At 58.6% G+C, this 16,071-nt stretch carries 13 protein-coding genes and 2 pseudogenes; 9 read left to right on the plus strand and 6 right to left on the minus strand.

The window, feature by feature from the left end:
- Positions 1 to 174 precede the first annotated feature (174 nt).
- Both typA and thiI read right to left on the minus strand, forming a co-directional pair.
- A complete protein-coding gene (gene typA / locus AB4N43_RS14945; RefSeq protein ID WP_027922156.1) occupies positions 175 to 1,995 on the minus strand; it encodes a translational GTPase TypA in 1,821 nt (606 codons plus the stop codon).
- A gap of 139 nt (positions 1,996 to 2,134) precedes the next feature.
- Positions 2,135 to 3,589: a tRNA uracil 4-sulfurtransferase ThiI gene (thiI, locus tag AB4N43_RS14950; RefSeq protein WP_027922157.1), complete on the minus strand. Its 1,455-nt coding sequence runs from the start codon at positions 3,587 to 3,589 to the stop codon at positions 2,135 to 2,137.
- A 330-nt stretch (positions 3,590 to 3,919) separates the two neighbouring features.
- On the opposite strand from thiI, the gene glnA reads away from it, so the two are divergent.
- The 6 genes and pseudogenes from glnA (at position 3,920) to ntrC (ending at position 9,827) form a co-directional block, all read left to right on the plus strand.
- Positions 3,920 to 5,326, plus strand: coding sequence for a glutamate--ammonia ligase (gene glnA / locus AB4N43_RS14955; RefSeq protein ID WP_027922158.1), 1,407 nt, complete (start codon positions 3,920 to 3,922; stop codon positions 5,324 to 5,326).
- Between the two features lie 181 nt (positions 5,327 to 5,507).
- Entirely contained in the window at positions 5,508 to 5,924 is a 417-nt protein-coding gene (locus AB4N43_RS14960) for a cupin domain-containing protein (protein ID WP_194940889.1), read from the plus strand.
- A gap of 26 nt (positions 5,925 to 5,950) precedes the next feature.
- Positions 5,951 to 6,460, plus strand: a complete 510-nt coding sequence (locus AB4N43_RS14965; protein ID WP_460151595.1) for a DUF4124 domain-containing protein — start codon at positions 5,951 to 5,953, stop codon at positions 6,458 to 6,460.
- Positions 6,457 to 7,078: pseudogene (locus tag AB4N43_RS14970) on the plus strand (DUF4124 domain-containing protein). Before AB4N43_RS14965 ends, AB4N43_RS14970 begins: the two are co-directional and overlap by 4 nt.
- A 230-nt stretch (positions 7,079 to 7,308) precedes the next feature.
- Positions 7,309 to 8,394 carry a nitrogen regulation protein NR(II) gene (gene glnL, locus AB4N43_RS14975; RefSeq protein ID WP_008024908.1) on the plus strand — a complete coding sequence of 362 codons (1,086 nt, stop codon included), beginning with the start codon at positions 7,309 to 7,311 and terminating at the stop codon, positions 8,392 to 8,394.
- Positions 8,391 to 9,827: a nitrogen regulation protein NR(I) gene (gene ntrC / locus AB4N43_RS14980; protein ID WP_027922162.1), complete on the plus strand. Its 1,437-nt coding sequence runs from the start codon at positions 8,391 to 8,393 to the stop codon at positions 9,825 to 9,827. Before glnL ends, ntrC begins: the two co-directional genes overlap by 4 nt.
- 583 nt (positions 9,828 to 10,410) lie before the next feature.
- Here the strand turns inward: ntrC and AB4N43_RS14985 are convergent.
- The gene (locus AB4N43_RS14985; protein WP_027922163.1) at positions 10,411 to 10,851 is read right to left on the minus strand and encodes a hypothetical protein; all 441 of its coding nucleotides are present in this window, start codon (positions 10,849 to 10,851) and stop codon (positions 10,411 to 10,413) included.
- Here AB4N43_RS14985 and AB4N43_RS14990 point away from each other — a divergent pair.
- Complete coding sequence (locus AB4N43_RS14990) at positions 10,850 to 11,305, plus strand: tRNA (cytidine(34)-2'-O)-methyltransferase (RefSeq protein WP_027922164.1); 456 nt, start codon at positions 10,850 to 10,852, stop codon at positions 11,303 to 11,305. The genes AB4N43_RS14985 and AB4N43_RS14990 overlap by 2 nt on opposite strands.
- 111 nt (positions 11,306 to 11,416) lie before the next feature.
- On the opposite strand, the gene secB is transcribed toward AB4N43_RS14990, so the two are convergent.
- From secB to AB4N43_RS15005, 3 genes are read right to left on the minus strand one after another with little or no spacing between them, the layout of a single operon-like run.
- Positions 11,417 to 11,908, minus strand: a complete 492-nt coding sequence (gene secB, locus AB4N43_RS14995) for a protein-export chaperone SecB (RefSeq protein WP_027922165.1) — start codon at positions 11,906 to 11,908, stop codon at positions 11,417 to 11,419.
- A gap of 41 nt (positions 11,909 to 11,949) precedes the next feature.
- Positions 11,950 to 12,204 (minus strand): glutaredoxin 3, encoded by a 255-nt coding sequence (grxC, locus tag AB4N43_RS15000; RefSeq protein ID WP_008149430.1) that lies wholly within the window; start codon positions 12,202 to 12,204, stop codon positions 11,950 to 11,952.
- A gap of 1 nt (position 12,205) precedes the next feature.
- Entirely contained in the window at positions 12,206 to 12,619 is a 414-nt protein-coding gene (locus AB4N43_RS15005; protein ID WP_027922167.1) for a rhodanese-like domain-containing protein, read from the minus strand.
- 419 nt (positions 12,620 to 13,038) lie between these two features.
- On the opposite strand from AB4N43_RS15005, the gene gpmI reads away from it, so the two are divergent.
- Both gpmI and AB4N43_RS15015 read left to right on the plus strand, forming a co-directional pair.
- A complete protein-coding gene (gene gpmI, locus AB4N43_RS15010; RefSeq protein WP_059181792.1) occupies positions 13,039 to 14,568 on the plus strand; it encodes a 2,3-bisphosphoglycerate-independent phosphoglycerate mutase in 1,530 nt (509 codons plus the stop codon).
- A 184-nt stretch (positions 14,569 to 14,752) separates the two neighbouring features.
- Positions 14,753 to 16,049, plus strand: a pseudogene (locus tag AB4N43_RS15015) (murein hydrolase activator EnvC family protein).
- Positions 16,050 to 16,071: the final 22 nt, after the last annotated feature.

Raw genomic sequence — 16,071 nt, forward strand, 5'->3', positions numbered from 1 at the left:
CCGCCTGAGTGCATAGCACTCAGAAAATCAGCTAGCTGCAAAAATCTGGGGCCGCTACGCAGCCCAGCGCGAGCAAGCTCGCTCGCCACAGTTACCGCACAAACCCCAGACAAACAAAAACGCCCCCGACCTTGCGGTCGGGGGCGTTTTTTTAAGCGTTAACTAAGTCGAAACTCAGTTGCCGCTTTTCTTGGCAGCGCGGGTACGCTCGCTTTCGCCCAGGATCTTCTTACGAAGACGGATGGACTTAGGAGTGACTTCGCACAATTCGTCTTCTTGAACGAATTCCAGAGCCTGCTCCAGAGTGAAGCGGATAGGCGGAACCAGAGCGATGGTTTCGTCTTTACCCGAAGCACGCATGTTGTCGAGCTTCTTGCCTTTGGTTGGGTTGACGCCCAGGTCGTTGTCGCGGCTGTTGATGCCGACGATTTGACCTTCGTACACGTCTTCACCGTGACCCAGGAACAGTTTGCCGCGAGCTTGCAGGGTTTCCAGCGAGTAAGTCAGTGCCTTACCGGTAGCAACCGACACCAGCACGCCGTTCTGACGGCCGGACATGTCGCCGGACTTCATCACGTCGTAACGGTCGAAGATCGAGGTCAGGATGCCTGCACCGGAGGTCAGGGTCAGGAACTCGTTACGGAAACCGATCAGGCCACGGGCCGGGATGTTGTACTCAAGGCGCACACGGCCCTTGCCATCCGGAACCATGTTGGTCAGGTCGCCCTTACGGATACCGATCTGTTCCATGATCGAACCTTGCGATTCTTCCGGCAGGTCGATGGTCACGTTTTCGTACGGTTCGTGCTTGACGCCATCAACCATGCGGATGATCACTTCCGGACGACCAACACCCATTTCGAAGCCTTCGCGACGCATGGTTTCGATCAGTACCGAGAGGTGCAGCTCACCACGGCCGGAGACTTTGAACTTGTCGGCGGTGTCGCCTTCTTCAACGCGCAGGGCAACGTTGTAGAGCAGTTCTTTGTCCAGACGTTCCTTGATGTTACGGGAAGTCACGAACTTGCCTTCTTTACCGCAGAAAGGCGAGTCGTTTACCTGGAAGGTCATGGAAACGGTTGGTTCGTCAACGGTCAGCGGCTTCATCGCTTCGACGTTCAGTGGGTCGCACAGAGTGTCGGAGATGAACAGCTGGTCGAAGCCGCTGATGCAGACGATGTCGCCGGCAGCTGCTTCGTCAACGTCGATACGGTGCAGACCGTGGTGACCCATCAGCTTCAGGATACGACCGTTACGCTTCTTGCCGTCGGCGTCGATAGCGACAACCGGAGTGTTCGGCTTGATGCGGCCACGAGCGATACGGCCAACGCCGATAACACCCAGGAAGCTGTTGTAGTCCAGAGCGGAGATTTGCATCTGGAATGGACCATCGCGGTCGACTTTCGGCGCAGGTACGTTGTCGACGATCGACTGGTACAGCGGGGTCATGTCTTCAGCCATGTCGGTGTGTTCCAGACCGGCAATGCCGTTCAGGGCCGAGGCGTAGACGACTTTGAAGTCCAGCTGTTCTTCGGTAGCACCGAGGTTGTCGAACAGGTCGAAGATCTGGTCCAGAACCCAGTCCGGACGCGCGCCTGGACGGTCAACCTTGTTGATGACCACGATTGGACGCAGGCCGGCTTCGAAAGCCTTCTTGGTCACGAAACGGGTTTGCGGCATAGGGCCGTCTTGAGCGTCAACCAGCAGCAGAACGGAGTCAACCATCGACATTACGCGTTCAACTTCGCCGCCGAAGTCGGCGTGGCCCGGGGTGTCCACGATGTTGATGTGGTAGCCGTTCCAGTTGATGGCGGTGTTTTTCGCCAGAATGGTAATACCGCGCTCTTTCTCCTGGTCGTTGGAGTCCATCACGCGCTCGTCGTTGAGCTCGTTGCGCTCCAGGGTGCCGGATTGACGCAAGAGTTTGTCTACCAGGGTGGTTTTACCATGGTCAACGTGAGCAATGATGGCGATGTTGCGTAGATTTTCGATCACTTGTGTATCTCGATCAGAGGATTCGGTGTGCTGACAAGTCTTGGCAGCGATTAACAGTAGAGTCAGGCCTTGCCGTTACAGCTTGACGGCAGAGTCGGGGGGCCGGTGACGCAGGCCACAGGCATACAGCCCCGGGCTCTTAGCTCGGTCGATAAACGCGCACATTGGCATGCCCCTCACTGAGCAAATGGTGGGCATGCAGGCGACTCATCACGCCTTTGTCGCAATACAGCAGGTACTGGCGAGTAGGGTCCAGTTCCTTGAAACGAGCGTTCAATGCATAGAAAGGCATCGCTTGTACCTCGATACCAGCCAGGGCCAGCGGATCATCTTCAGCGGCATCCGGGTGACGGATGTCGATGATGATTTGCCCCGCCAGCGCTTCGCTGACTTCTTCAATCTGCAAGTCCTGGCCCAATTCGTCGATTACGCGATCGATCGGGACCAGTTTGGCGTTCTCGAGCGCACGCTCAAGGACCGCCATGTCGAATTCTTTCTCTTCATGCTCCACGCGCGGACGCTTGGCGTGGGTCTTTGGGTTCACCGAGATGACCCCGCAGTATTCCGGCATGTGCTTGGCGAAGTCGGCAGTCCCGATTTCGTTGGCCAGGTCGATGATGTCCTGCTTGTGACTGGCGATCAGCGGACGCAAGACCAGCTTGTCGGTCACGCAGTCGATCACGGAAAGGTTCGGCAACGTCTGGCTCGACACCTGGGAAATCGCTTCACCGGTGACCAGCGCTTCAATGTCCAGCCGATCAGCAATACGGGAAGCAGCGCGCAACATCATACGCTTCAAAACTACACCCATATGACTGTTATCGACTTTCCCGAGAATTTCTCCCAGAACTTCCTCGAACGGCACACTGACAAATAACACGCGTTGGGAGCTTCCGTACTTCTTCCAGATGAAGTGCGCGACTTCCATGACGCCCAGTTCATGGGCCCTTCCGCCCAGATTGAAGAAGCAGAAATGGCTCATCAGGCCACGACGCATGATCTGGTACGCCGCCACGGTGGAGTCGAAGCCACCGGACATCAGCACAAGCGTCTGCTCCAGTGCACCCAGCGGATAACCGCCGATGCTGTTGTGCTGGCTGTGGATCACAAACAACCGTTTGTCGCGAATTTCGATGCGAACTTCGATTTCCGGCTCTTTCAGCGAGATTCCGGCGGCGCCGCACTGACGACGCAGTTGGCTGCCGACGTATTTTTCGACGTCCATCGAGCTGAATTCGTGCTTGCCGGCACGCTTGCAGCGCACCGAGAAGATCTTGCCGGCCAGGGACTCACCGAAGTGCTGCTTGCACTTGGCGACGATGTCGTCGAAATCGCCCAACGGGTATTCATCGACCTGCAGGAAATGCGCGATGCCCGGCATGCAGCTCAGGCGCTCGGTCATCTCCTTCAGGGCTTTGGGCTCGCTGACGCGGGTTTCCAGCTCGAGATTGTCCCACACACCGTTCACCACCACGGCCGGGTCCAGGTCGCGGAGCACGGTGCGGATGTTTTTAGCCAATTGGCGGATGAAACGCATCCGTACCGGGCGGCTCTTGATGGTGATCTCGGGGAAGACTTTTACGATTAGTTTCATGAAAACAGCGCGCGCTGGGCCAGCCGAAAAAGGGGGGCGCGGATTATAGCGGAAATTGCTCAAGGTTTAACCAGTTAATGTGCAGAAGGTTTTGCGCGCACCAAAACAGGTCATTTATGGATTTTAACGCTACATTGTAGGGCGAGATTTTTCACCTGAAGACGCTTTGTGCCTTTATAAGCGTGAAATTGGGGCAAAAAACCCATGGTGGGGCACTGGCATGCAATTTGCTCCCTTGTGAGGCAGGTTGCCTTGGCAGAGTATTCGCGCCGGCATCACCCACATTCCAAGGGCATCCACTACTAAGCCCGAAGCCACCCGGAGGACACTATGTCGAAGTCGGTTCAACTCATCAAAGATCATGACGTCAAGTGGATTGATCTGCGCTTCACGGACACCAAAGGCACTCAGCACCACGTGACCATGCCGGCTCGCGACGCGCTGGATGACGCTTTCTTCGAAGAAGGCAAAATGTTCGACGGCTCCTCCATTGCTGGCTGGAAAGGCATCGAAGCCTCCGACATGATCCTGATGCCGGACGACAGCACTGCCGTACTTGACCCGTTCACCGAAGAGCCGACCCTGATCCTGGTTTGCGACGTGATCGAGCCTTCGACCATGCAAGGCTACGACCGCGACCCACGTGCGATCGCCAAGCGTGCCGAGGAATACCTGAAGTCGACCGGTATCGGTGACACCGTATTTGTGGGTCCGGAGCCTGAGTTCTTCATCTTCGACGAAGTGAAGTTCAAGTCCGACATCTCTGGCTCGATGTTCAAAATCTTCTCCGAACAAGGTTCGTGGATGTCCGACCAGGACGTGGAAGGCGGCAACCGTGGCCACCGTCCAGGCGTCAAAGGCGGCTACTTCCCTGTTCCGCCATTCGACCACGACCACGAAATCCGTACCTCCATGTGCAACGCCATGGAAGAAATGGGCCTGGTCATCGAAGTTCACCACCACGAAGTGGCGACTGCTGGCCAGAACGAAATCGGCGTGAAGTTCAACACCCTGGTTGCCAAGGCTGACGAAGTTCAAACCCTGAAGTACTGCGTACACAACGTTGCTGATGCATACGGCCGCACCGCGACCTTCATGCCTAAGCCTCTGTACGGCGACAACGGTTCGGGTATGCACGTCCACCTGTCCATCGCCAAAGATGGCAAGAACACCTTCGCTGGCGAAGGCTATGCCGGCCTGTCCGACACCGCCCTGTACTTCATCGGCGGTATCATCAAGCACGGTAAGGCACTGAACGGCTTTACCAACCCGTCGACCAACTCCTACAAGCGTCTGGTCCCAGGTTTCGAAGCACCGGTAATGCTGGCCTACTCGGCTCGCAACCGTTCCGCTTCGATCCGTATTCCTTACGTGTCCAGCCCTCGCGCTCGCCGTATCGAAGCCCGCTTCCCGGATCCAGCAGCCAACCCGTACCTGGGCTTCGCTGCACTGTTGATGGCTGGCCTGGACGGCATCCAGAACAAGATCCACCCTGGCGATGCTGCTGACAAAAACCTGTACGACCTGCCGCCTGAAGAGGCGAAAGAGATCCCACAAGTTTGCGGCAGCCTGAAAGAAGCCCTGGAAGAGCTGGACAAAGGTCGTGCGTTCCTGACCAAAGGCGGCGTGTTCTCCGATGACTTCATCGACGCTTACATCGCTCTGAAAAGCGAAGAAGAAATCAAGGTCCGCACCTTCGTACACCCACTGGAATATGAGCTGTACTACAGCTGCTGATCCGGTAGCGCTGCGACACGCAGCGTGACAAAAAAGAGGCCTCCTTCGGGAGGCCTTTTTTGTTGGGGCAATTTCCCACAATGAAATTCGCCATCTCCTCGGGCGCACGCAGCATCGTCCGGCATCAACCACTTTTAATGACTCGTAGCCTGTCCTCTGCCCGAACTCAAAGGATGGATCGATGAAAACCCTTACGCTAAAGACATCACTGGTCGCTCTCTGCGCCCTCGCCCTTCAAAGCTGCACCACAACCACCATGGAAATCGAACGAGAAGTCCTGCTCAAAAGCAGCCGATCGTGGGATGACACACCTTACGTTCGCTACCCGGATGCGACACCCGAGCTGACAGTGCTCAGACTCAAGATACCCGCCAACACCCAACTGCCTTGGCACACCCACGCCATGCCCAATACGGGCTATGTCCTCTCCGGCGAGCTGATGATCGAGAACAAGGACAACGGCCAGACCAGACGCGTCAAACAAGGTGAAGCCGTGGCGGAAATGGTCGATATCGCCCATCGCGGGGTCACCGGTGATGAACCGGTAGAGCTGATTGTGTTCTATGCTGGCAGCGAAGGTATTCCACTGTCGGAGTAAATCCTTGCTGCTCACAGGGAGTCTGAATGCAGCCACTTTTAATGCTTTTGCTGCTGTCCTTCGTTTTTCCCGTGATGGCCCAAATCTACAAATACACCGACGCCGACGGCAACACTGCCTACAGCAATCAACCGCCCGATGGCGTCACGGCCCAACCGGTAGAACTGCCGCCGCTCAATAATATTGAGCACCCGCCGCTTCCCGCACCGCCTACCGATACCGTTAACCATCAGCAGCCACGCAGCACCTATGAGGTACTGCAACTGACCGGACTGCCCACCGAAGAGGCCCTGCGTGCCAACAATGGCACTTTCACCGTCAGCGTCCTGATCAAACCGCGCCTGAAAGCGCCGCACCTGCTGAGATTGCTGCTGGATGGACAACCGTATGGACAATCAAGCAATGTGCCGATCCTGCAACTGGTGAACATCGCCCGCGGCGAGCACAGCCTGGCGGTACAAGTGGTTGATGGCGAGGATGCCCTTCAGCAAAGTCCGACCGTGACATTCACCGTGCAACGGGTGCACAAGCCGTGAGGCTGTGGCTGCTGATCGCCAGCTTGATCGCCTTCCCTGCGACAGCAGAGGTATTCACTTATCTCGACGCACAAGGCAATCGCGCATTCACCGACCAGCCGCAGCACGGCAACGCCAAACGCATACCGCTGCCGACCAGCAATCGCATGGCTGCCCAGCCCACGACTGCGAAGCCGCTGATTGCCGCGAATCCGCCCGAAGAGCAACCGCTGTTTCACTACGACTTGTTGCGCATACTGGTGCCAGAACCTGACGCGACAATCCGCAGCAATGCCGGCGAAATTATCGTCAGCGTCACCAACGAACCCCGCCTGCAACCGGGTCATCGCTACCGCCTGCTACTCGACGGCCAACCCACCGCCGAACCTGGCCTGAGTCCTGTATTTCCCCCTGACCAATATCGATCGCGGCAGCCACAACCTGTCAGTGGAAATCCTCGACGAACAAGGCCGCACCGTCGAACGCACCGCCAATCAGCCCTTCCACATGCTGAGCACCTCACTCGCGCAACAACGCCGGGTCAAACCCTGCACCCTCGCCGACTACGGCCACCGGCCGGAATGCCCCCTCGAAGACAAACCGGAAGAAGAAAAAAATCCGTTCCTGCGTTTGTTCTAACGCCGTTCAGGTTTGCGCACTATATTGGTGCAATAGGGTGCACCGTACCCACATCGCAACCCATTTTGGTTCGAAAGTACCCGGGAAAGCTGGCAGAACGCCACGCAAACGAGCGTCAAACGCCCGTTTCAGGCCTTAATTGCTTCTTTTCGGAGCCTTGGTTTGGTTTTTGCATTTTCCCCGCATCAGCGCTTGTTTCTCGCGCATGCTCCGCTCCAAAAGAGGTCCTGATGACCATTAGCGACGCACTACACCGCTTGCTACTCGACAACCTGACCACCGCCACCATCCTGCTCGACGCCGAATTGCGCCTCGAGTACATGAACCCGGCGGCGGAAATGCTGCTGGCCATCAGCGGCCAGCGCAGCCATGGGCAGTTCATCAGTGAGTTGTTCACCGAATCCACCGAGGCGCTGAATTCCCTGCGCCAGGCGGTCGAGCAGGCGCACCCGTTCACCAAACGCGAAGCGATGCTCACGGCCCTCACCGGCCAGACCCTGACTGTCGATTACGCGGTCACGCCGATCCTGGCCAACGGCGCCACCATGCTGTTGCTGGAAGTCCATCCCCGTGACCGCCTGCTGCGGATCACCAAGGAAGAGGCGCAGTTGTCGAAGCAGGAAACCAGCAAGATGCTGGTCCGCGGGCTCGCCCACGAGATCAAGAATCCGCTGGGCGGGATTCGCGGCGCGGCGCAACTGCTCGCCCGCGAACTGCCAGAAGAAAGCCTGCGCGATTACACCAACGTCATCATTGAAGAAGCCGATCGCCTGCGAAACCTCGTCGACCGCATGCTCGGCTCCAACAAATTGCCGTCGCTGGCCATGTGCAACGTCCACGAAGTGCTGGAGCGCGTCTGCCATCTGGTGGAAGCGGAAAGCCAGGGCTGCATCACCTTGGTGCGCGATTACGACCCGAGCATTCCAGACGTGCTGATCGACCGCGAACAAATGATTCAGGCGGTGCTGAACATCGTGCGCAACGCGATGCAGGCCATCAGCAGCCAGAACGAATTGCGCCTGGGCCGCATCAGCCTGCGCACCCGCGCCATGCGCCAGTTCACCATCGGCCACGTGCGCCATCGCCTGGTGACCAAGATCGAAATCATCGACAACGGTCCGGGCATTCCTGCGGAACTTCAGGAAACCATCTTCTTTCCCATGGTCAGCGGTCGCCCGGACGGTACCGGGCTGGGCCTGGCCATTACCCAGAACATCATCAGCCAGCACCAGGGCTTGATCGAATGTGACAGCCACCCAGGCCACACCACTTTCTCGATCTTTCTGCCACTGGAACAAGGAGCCACATCGACATGAGCCGTAGTGAAACCGTGTGGATCGTCGATGACGACCGTTCTATCCGTTGGGTCCTGGAAAAAGCCTTGCAGCAGGAAGGCATGACCACGCAAAGCTTCGACAGCGCCGATGGCGTGATGAGCCGCCTGGCGCGCCAGCAACCGGACGTGATCATCTCCGACATCCGCATGCCGGGCGCCAGCGGCCTGGACCTCCTGGCACGGATTCGCGAACAGCACCCACGGTTGCCGGTCATCATCATGACCGCTCACTCCGATCTGGACAGCGCTGTCGCGTCCTATCAGGGCGGCGCGTTTGAGTACCTTCCCAAGCCGTTCGATGTCGATGAAGCCGTCTCCCTGGTCAAGCGCGCCAATCAGCACGCTCAGGAACAGCAAGGCCTGGAAGTCCCGGTCGCCCTGACCCGTACTCCGGAAATCATCGGCGAAGCACCGGCGATGCAGGAAGTGTTTCGCGCCATCGGGCGCTTGAGCCACTCCAACATCACGGTGCTGATCAACGGCGAATCCGGGACCGGTAAAGAACTGGTGGCTCACGCCCTGCACCGCCACAGCCCACGGGCGGCCTCGCCGTTCATCGCGCTGAACATGGCGGCAATTCCGAAAGATTTGATGGAATCCGAGCTGTTCGGCCACGAAAAAGGCGCGTTCACCGGCGCGGCCAACCTGCGTCGCGGTCGCTTTGAGCAAGCGGATGGCGGCACGCTGTTCCTTGATGAAATCGGCGACATGCCGGCCGACACCCAGACCCGTTTGCTGCGGGTACTGGCCGACGGCGAGTTCTACCGCGTTGGCGGTCATGTGCCGGTGAAGGTCGATGTGCGAATCATCGCCGCCACTCACCAGAACCTGGAAACCCTGGTGCACGCCGGGAAGTTCCGTGAGGACTTGTTCCACCGCCTCAATGTGATCCGCATCCACATTCCGCGCCTGTCGGACCGTCGCGAAGACATCCCGACACTCGCCAAGCACTTCCTCAGCCGCGCCGCGCAAGAACTGGCGGTCGAGCCGAAGCTGCTGAAAAGCGAAACCGAGGAATACCTGAAGAACTTGCCGTGGGGCGGCAACGTCCGTCAGCTGGAGAACACGTGCCGCTGGATCACGGTGATGGCATCGGGTCGCGAAGTACACATCAGCGACCTGCCGCCTGAACTGCTGAGCCTGCCACAGGATTCGGCGCCGGTGACCAACTGGGAACAAGCACTGCGCCAGTGGGCCGATCAGGCGTTGGCGCGTGGTCAGTCGAGCCTGCTGGACACCGCCGTGCCGGCTTTCGAACGGATCATGATCGAGACCGCCCTCAAACACACCGCCGGCCGCCGCCGCGATGCTGCGGTCTTGTTGGGTTGGGGGCGTAATACCCTGACGCGCAAGATCAAGGAACTGGGGATGAAGGTGGATGGTGGGGATGATGATGAGGGGGATGAGGGCTAAACCCTTCACCTGATCGTTCCCACGCTCCCGCGTGGGAACGCCTCAATGGACGCTCTGCGTCCACTTCAACTGGGGACGCGGAGCATCCCCGGGCTGCATTCCCACGCAGAGCGTGGGAACGATCAACAGCCAAATCCAATCGCGAGCAGGCTGACTCCTACATTTAGAGCTCTGTGCACCGACTGAATGCACCGTGAACCGCAATCGCGCACAAACGCTGATCCATCACCCCATCGCTTTTCGCAATCGAACCCCTGTCGAAAAAACACGAAAGCCCCTGAATACGGGGCTTTCGACGTTTCAGCACGGCTTTCTGTTTCAACTTGTTAAAAACTGGCACGCCCCCTGCAATAGTCCATTCAGTGATTCAGTTCACTACCCGGTTTCGGGGACCTTGGTACAGGCAGGCCGGGGATTCCCCTCTTTACATCGGGCTCACACCGCACAAGCGACGAGCCCACCCGTTTTGGGGCCCTTGATACAGGCAGGTCAGGGGTTCCTTCTTTACACCGGGCTCACGACGCAATGCGTGAGCCCCTCCGTTTTGGGAACCTTGGTACAGGCAGGCCGGGGATTCCCTCTTTTATTGCTCCCGGAGATGGATCTCCAGTCGCCAGCGGTCATTGACCTCGCTTCCGGCCCACTCGCCTTGCAGTGGCCGGGCCGCCACCACCGACAGCAACAACCCCCCATCACTCAAACGAACTCGCCAGTTGACGTTTTTATCGTCGAGTCTGAGCTGACCTTTCTGCGCCTTGCCTTCAGCCTCGAACAGCAGCGCGAGGCTACCGTCGACAAACTCGCCGTGGCTTTTGGGTTCGTTGTTGAACCACACAACCAGGCCGTCGCTGGTGACCTCCACTTGCTGCAAGACCGTCGGGTCTGGCGCGGTCAGGCGACCAATCATCAGCCCCACCATCATCCCGACAATCGCCAACGAACCGAGCACACGCGGGAATAGTTTCGAACGGGGGTCCTTTGGCGGCGTAGAATGCCCGTCATCTTTATCTTCGGAGCCGTGCATGTTTCACGTCATCCTTTTTCAACCAGAAATTCCGCCGAATACCGGCAACGTTATCAGGCTGTGCGCCAACAGTGGCTGCCACCTGCATTTGATCGAGCCGCTGGGCTTCGAGATGGATGACAAGCGCCTGCGCCGGGCCGGCCTCGACTACCACGAATACGCCACCCTGCAGCGCCACGCCGACCTCGCCAGCTGCCTGGAAAGCCTTGGCCATCCCCGGTTGTTCGCCTTCACCACCAAGGGTTCGCGACCGTTCCACGATGCCAGCTTCGCCGAGGGCGATGCCTTCCTGTTCGGTCCGGAAAGCCGAGGCCTGCCGGCTGACGTGCTCGACGCCCTGCCCGGCGACCAGCGCCTGCGTTTGCCGATGCGTGAAGGCTGTCGCAGCCTGAACCTGTCGAACACCGTGGCCGTCGCCGTTTATGAAGGCTGGCGTCAACTCGGGTTCAAGTAATAATCCGACCATCATTTTTGCCTGACAGAAACAATCGCGGGCAAGCCCGCTCCCACAGGTTTTGCACAATCCTGTGGGAGCGGGCTCGCCCGCAATTTTCAGCAGCGCAGCTTATTGAACGGTCGGAGTCTCGCCGGCCGCCTGCATGCGTTGCAGTTCTTGTGCGTACAGCGCGTCGAAGTTCACCGGTGCCAGCATCAGGGCCGGGAACGAACCACGGGTGACCAGGCTGTCCAGGGTTTCGCGAGCGTACGGGAACAGGATGTTCGGGCAGAACGCGCCAAGGGTGTGGCTCATCGAAGCGTCATCCAGGTTCTTGATCAGGAAGATCCCGGCCTGTTGCACTTCAGCGATGAACGCCACTTCGCCGTTTTCACCGTTTTTCACGGTCACGGACAAGGTCAGCACGACTTCGTGGAAATCGCCTTCCAGAGCCTTTTGACGGGTGTTCAGATCCAGACCGACGCTCGGCTCCCACTGCTGGCGGAAAATCGCCGGGCTTTTCGGGGCTTCAAAGGACAAGTCACGTACGTAGATGCGCTGCAAGGAGAATTGCGGTGCGGTTTCTTCTTCGCTAGCTGCAGTGTTCTGTTGGTCAGTCATCTCAGATCCTTTCTGATCTTGGGGTCTTATAGGGAAGGTATTCAGGCCTTGAGCATGGCGTCGAGCTTACCGGCGCGCTCAAGGGCAAACAAATCATCACAACCACCCACGTGGGTGCTGCCGATCCAGATCTGCGGCACGGACGTACGTCCGGCTTTCTGAGCCATGGCGGCGCGCACCTGCGGCTTGCCATCGACCTTGATCTCTTCGAAGGCCACGCCTTTGTTCTCGAGCAGGTACTTGGCTCGCGAGCAGTAGGGGCAGTAATCGCTGGAATAGACGACGACGTTGCTCATATCACTTCACCAACGGCAGGTTGTCGCCCTTCCAGCTGGAAATACCACCGGAGAGCTTGGCGGCGGTGAAGCCGGATTTCATCAGTTCGCGGGCATGGGTACCGGCGGTCTGGCCCAGGGCGTCGACCAGAATGATGGTCTTGGCCTTGTGCTTTTCCAGTTCGCCGATGCGCGCGGTCAGTTTGTCGTGAGGAATGTTCAACGCGCCAACGATGTGACCGGCGGCGAAGTCCTTGTTCGAACGGATGTCGATCACGACGCCTGCGTCCTTGTTGACCAGCCCGGTCAATTCACCGGTACTCAGGCTACGGCCGCCGCCTTGCATTTGATAGGCAATCAGCGCCGCCAGCAGTACGACGAAGATACCGACAAGAATGTAGTGGTTAGTGGCAAATTCAATCAGGTGAGCAACCATCGAAGGAGGTTCCAGGGCGTTAAAATGTCGGCCAGTATACACAGCCACTATGGTGGGCCAAACCCCGTCCGGCGGTGACGTGGCCGGAACTTGGCTGTAGGGCGTGTTGACCCTCAATTGCGAGTCGCGCCGCGCCCCGTAAATCGCAAGACTAGGCATGAGGAGTGAGGTTTGGCGTTTCAAATGAACGACGAATAACGACGGATTGCGCTTTACGGGGCGTGACCCTCCGGGTTTGCCCTGTGAGCGCGCCATGCTGCGTTGCGGGACTCGGCCAGGAAACAACCCTTACCCACGTCCCGCGCCTTGCCTGGCACGCTCACAGGGCAAACGCGACTCGCAATTGAGGGTCAACACGTCCTAAACTTGCCACTCCCTTTTTAATCGCCCTCTTTTAACCTCAGCCACGAGTGGAATCCATGACTACCACGCCTAAACCTTTGGTCCTGATTATTCTCGATGGCTTCGGTCACAGTGAGAGCCCTGAATCCAACGCCATCTTTGCCGCGAAGAAGCCCGTACTGGACCGTTTGTGGGCCACCGTACCGAATGGCCTGATCTCCGGCAGCGGCATGGATGTCGGCCTGCCGGACGGCCAGATGGGCAACTCTGAAGTCGGCCACATGAACCTCGGCGCCGGCCGTGTGGTGTATCAGGACTTCACCCGCGTGACCAAATCGATCCGCGATGGCGAGTTTTTCGAGAACCCGACCATTTGCGCCGCCGTGGATAAAGCCGTTGCCGCCGGCAAAGCCGTGCATTTCATGGGCCTGCTGTCCGATGGCGGCGTTCACAGCCACCAGGACCACCTGATCGCCATGGCGGAACTGGCGTTCAAGCGCGGCGCTGAAAAAATCTACCTGCACGCCTTCCTTGATGGCCGCGACACGCCGCCAAAAAGCGCTCAGTCGTCCATCGAACTGCTCGACGCGACCTTCCAGGCGCTGGGCAAAGGCCGGATCGCCAGCATCATCGGCCGTTACTTCGCCATGGACCGCGACAACCGTTGGGACCGCGTGTCCCAGGCCTATAACCTGATTGTCGACGGCAAAGGCGAGTTCAACGCCGCCACCGCCCAGGAAGGTCTGGAAGCCGCCTACGCCCGTGGCGAGAGCGACGAGTTTGTCAAAGCCACCTCCATCGGCGAGCCGGTCAAGGTCGAAGACGGCGATGCCGTGGTGTTCATGAACTTCCGCGCCGACCGCGCCCGAGAGCTGACTCGCGTGTTCGTCGAAGACGATTTCAAGGAATTCGAACGCAGCCGTCAGCCGAAACTGGCCGGTTTCGTCATGCTGACCCAATACGCCGCGAGCATTCCCGCGCCATCGGCCTTCGCCGCCGGCAGCCTGGAAAACGTGCTCGGCGATTACCTGGCGAAAAACGGCAAGACGCAACTGCGCATCGCCGAAACCGAAAAATACGCCCACGTGACCTTCTTCTTCTCCGGCGGTCGTGAAGAACCGTTCCCGGGCGAAGAACGCATCCTGATCCCGTCGCCGAAAGTCGCTACCTATGATTTGCAGCCCGAGATGAGCGCGCCGGAAGTGACCGATCGCATCGTTGATGCCATTGAACACCAGCGTTACGACGTGATCGTGGTCAACTACGCCAACGGCGACATGGTCGGCCACAGCGGCGTGTTTGATGCCGCGGTGAAAGCGGTTGAATGCCTGGACCGGTGCGTCGGGCGTATCGTCGAAGCCCTGGAAAAGGTCGGTGGCGAAGCGCTGATCACTGCCGACCATGGCAACGTCGAGCAGATGGCTGATGAAGCCACCGGTCAGGCGCACACCGCGCACACTACCGAGCCGGTGCCGTTCATCTATGTCGGCAAGCGTGACCTCAAGGTCCGTGCAGGCGGCGTACTGGCGGATGTGGCACCGACCATGCTGATGCTGATGGGCCTGGAAAAACCGGCGGAAATGACCGGGACATCGATTCTGGTGTAACCCGCTCGCTCGAACACAACCGAAACCCTGTGGGAGCGAGCAAGTCGAATCGTCGCATCGCCGCTCCCACATTGGTTTTGGGGTGTTTTTTTGTCCAGTTATCACACAGTCCCAATTGGGCATTTTTTTTGCCACGCTTGGCGGGCATACTAGGCCGTCCCTTTCCCTGGTGTCGCCCGCCTCTATGCTCCGCGTCCTGATAGCCCTTGCACTGACTTGCCTGCTCCAACCGGCTTTTGCTGACGAGCGCGAGCAAACCCAACAACAGTTGGACGCCACGCGTCAGGACATTGCCGAGCTGAAAAAACTGCTGGGCAAGCTCCAGGAAGAAAAATCCGGTGTGCAGAAAGAACTCAAAGGCACCGAGACCGAAATGGGCAAGCTCGAGAAGCAGGTCGATGCCCTGCAAAAAGAACTGAAGAAAAGCGAATCCGAGCTGCAGCGACTCGATGCAGAGAAAAAAACTCCAGAGCGCGCGCACTGAACAGCAACGACTGATCGCCATTCAGGCCCGGGCGGCCTATCAGAACGGCCGTGAGGAATACCTGAAGCTGCTGCTCAATCAGCAGAACCCGGAAAAATTCGCCCGCACCCTCACCTATTACGACTACCTGAGCCAGGCCCGCCTGGAGCAGCTAAAGAATTTCAACGAAACCCTGCGCCAACTGACCAATGTCGAAAAAGACATCGACGCCCAACAGGCGCAGTTGCTGGTGCAGAAGAGCAGCCTCGACACCCAGCGCGATGAGCTCGATAAAGTCCGCAAGGAACGCCAGCAAGTCCTGGCCAAGCTCAACGACGACGTAAAGGCGCGCGACCAGAAACTGGCATCCCGCGAGCAGGATCAGGCAGACCTGTCTAAAGTCCTTAAAACCATTGAAGAAACCTTGGCTCGCCAGGCCCGTGAGGCAGAAGAAGCGCGGAAAAAAGCGCTGATCGCCCAGCAGGAAGCCGAAAAAAAGCGTTTACGTGAGGCCCAGGCGGCTGCAGACGCAGAGAACACCGACGCCCCACGCAAACCGGTTAAATCGACACCTGGCGCCCTGGTTTCAAGTTCCGGCGAGACCTTTGGCGGCCCTTTCGCGTCAACCCGGGGAAAACTTCCCTGGCCGGTTGATGGTCGACTGTTGGCACGCTTCGGCGAATCCCGTGGCGACGATGCCCGCACCAAGTGGGACGGCGTGATGATCAGCGCCTCCGCCGGCAGCCAGGTGCATGCCGTGCATGGTGGTCGCGTGGTGTTTGCAGACTGGTTGCGTGGCGCCGGGCTGCTGGTGATTCTCGACCACGGCAACGGTTTTTTGAGTCTTTATGGTCACAACCAGACGCTGCTCAAGTCTGCGGGTGACGTGGTAAAAGCCGGTGAGTCCATCTCCACTGTCGGTAACAGCGGCGGGCAGGACACACCAGCGCTGTATTTCGCAATTCGTCAGCAGGGTCACCCGAGTGATCCGGCGCAATGGTGTCGCGCGCAAGGATAAGCACGCTACCTAATTTCAGGAG

The sequence above is a fragment of the Pseudomonas sp. S2_B07 genome, from assembly GCF_054668435.1.

Coding starts and splice junctions, on each gene's coding strand:
- thiI (WP_027922157.1), bottom strand. CDS start 3,589: ATGAAACTAATCGTAAAAGTCTTCCCCGAGATCACCATCAAGAGCCGC.
- glnA (WP_027922158.1), top strand. CDS start 3,920: ATGTCGAAGTCGGTTCAACTCATCAAAGATCATGACGTCAAGTGGATT.
- gpmI (WP_059181792.1), top strand. CDS start 13,039: ATGACTACCACGCCTAAACCTTTGGTCCTGATTATTCTCGATGGCTTC.
- glnL (WP_008024908.1), top strand. CDS start 7,309: ATGACCATTAGCGACGCACTACACCGCTTGCTACTCGACAACCTGACC.
- grxC (WP_008149430.1), bottom strand. CDS start 12,204: ATGAGCAACGTCGTCGTCTATTCCAGCGATTACTGCCCCTACTGCTCG.
- AB4N43_RS14960 (WP_194940889.1), top strand. CDS start 5,508: ATGAAAACCCTTACGCTAAAGACATCACTGGTCGCTCTCTGCGCCCTC.
- AB4N43_RS14965 (WP_460151595.1), top strand. CDS start 5,951: ATGCAGCCACTTTTAATGCTTTTGCTGCTGTCCTTCGTTTTTCCCGTG.
- AB4N43_RS15005 (WP_027922167.1), bottom strand. CDS start 12,619: ATGGTTGCTCACCTGATTGAATTTGCCACTAACCACTACATTCTTGTC.
- AB4N43_RS14990 (WP_027922164.1), top strand. CDS start 10,850: ATGTTTCACGTCATCCTTTTTCAACCAGAAATTCCGCCGAATACCGGC.
- ntrC (WP_027922162.1), top strand. CDS start 8,391: ATGAGCCGTAGTGAAACCGTGTGGATCGTCGATGACGACCGTTCTATC.
- AB4N43_RS14985 (WP_027922163.1), bottom strand. CDS start 10,851: ATGCACGGCTCCGAAGATAAAGATGACGGGCATTCTACGCCGCCAAAG.
- secB (WP_027922165.1), bottom strand. CDS start 11,908: ATGACTGACCAACAGAACACTGCAGCTAGCGAAGAAGAAACCGCACCG.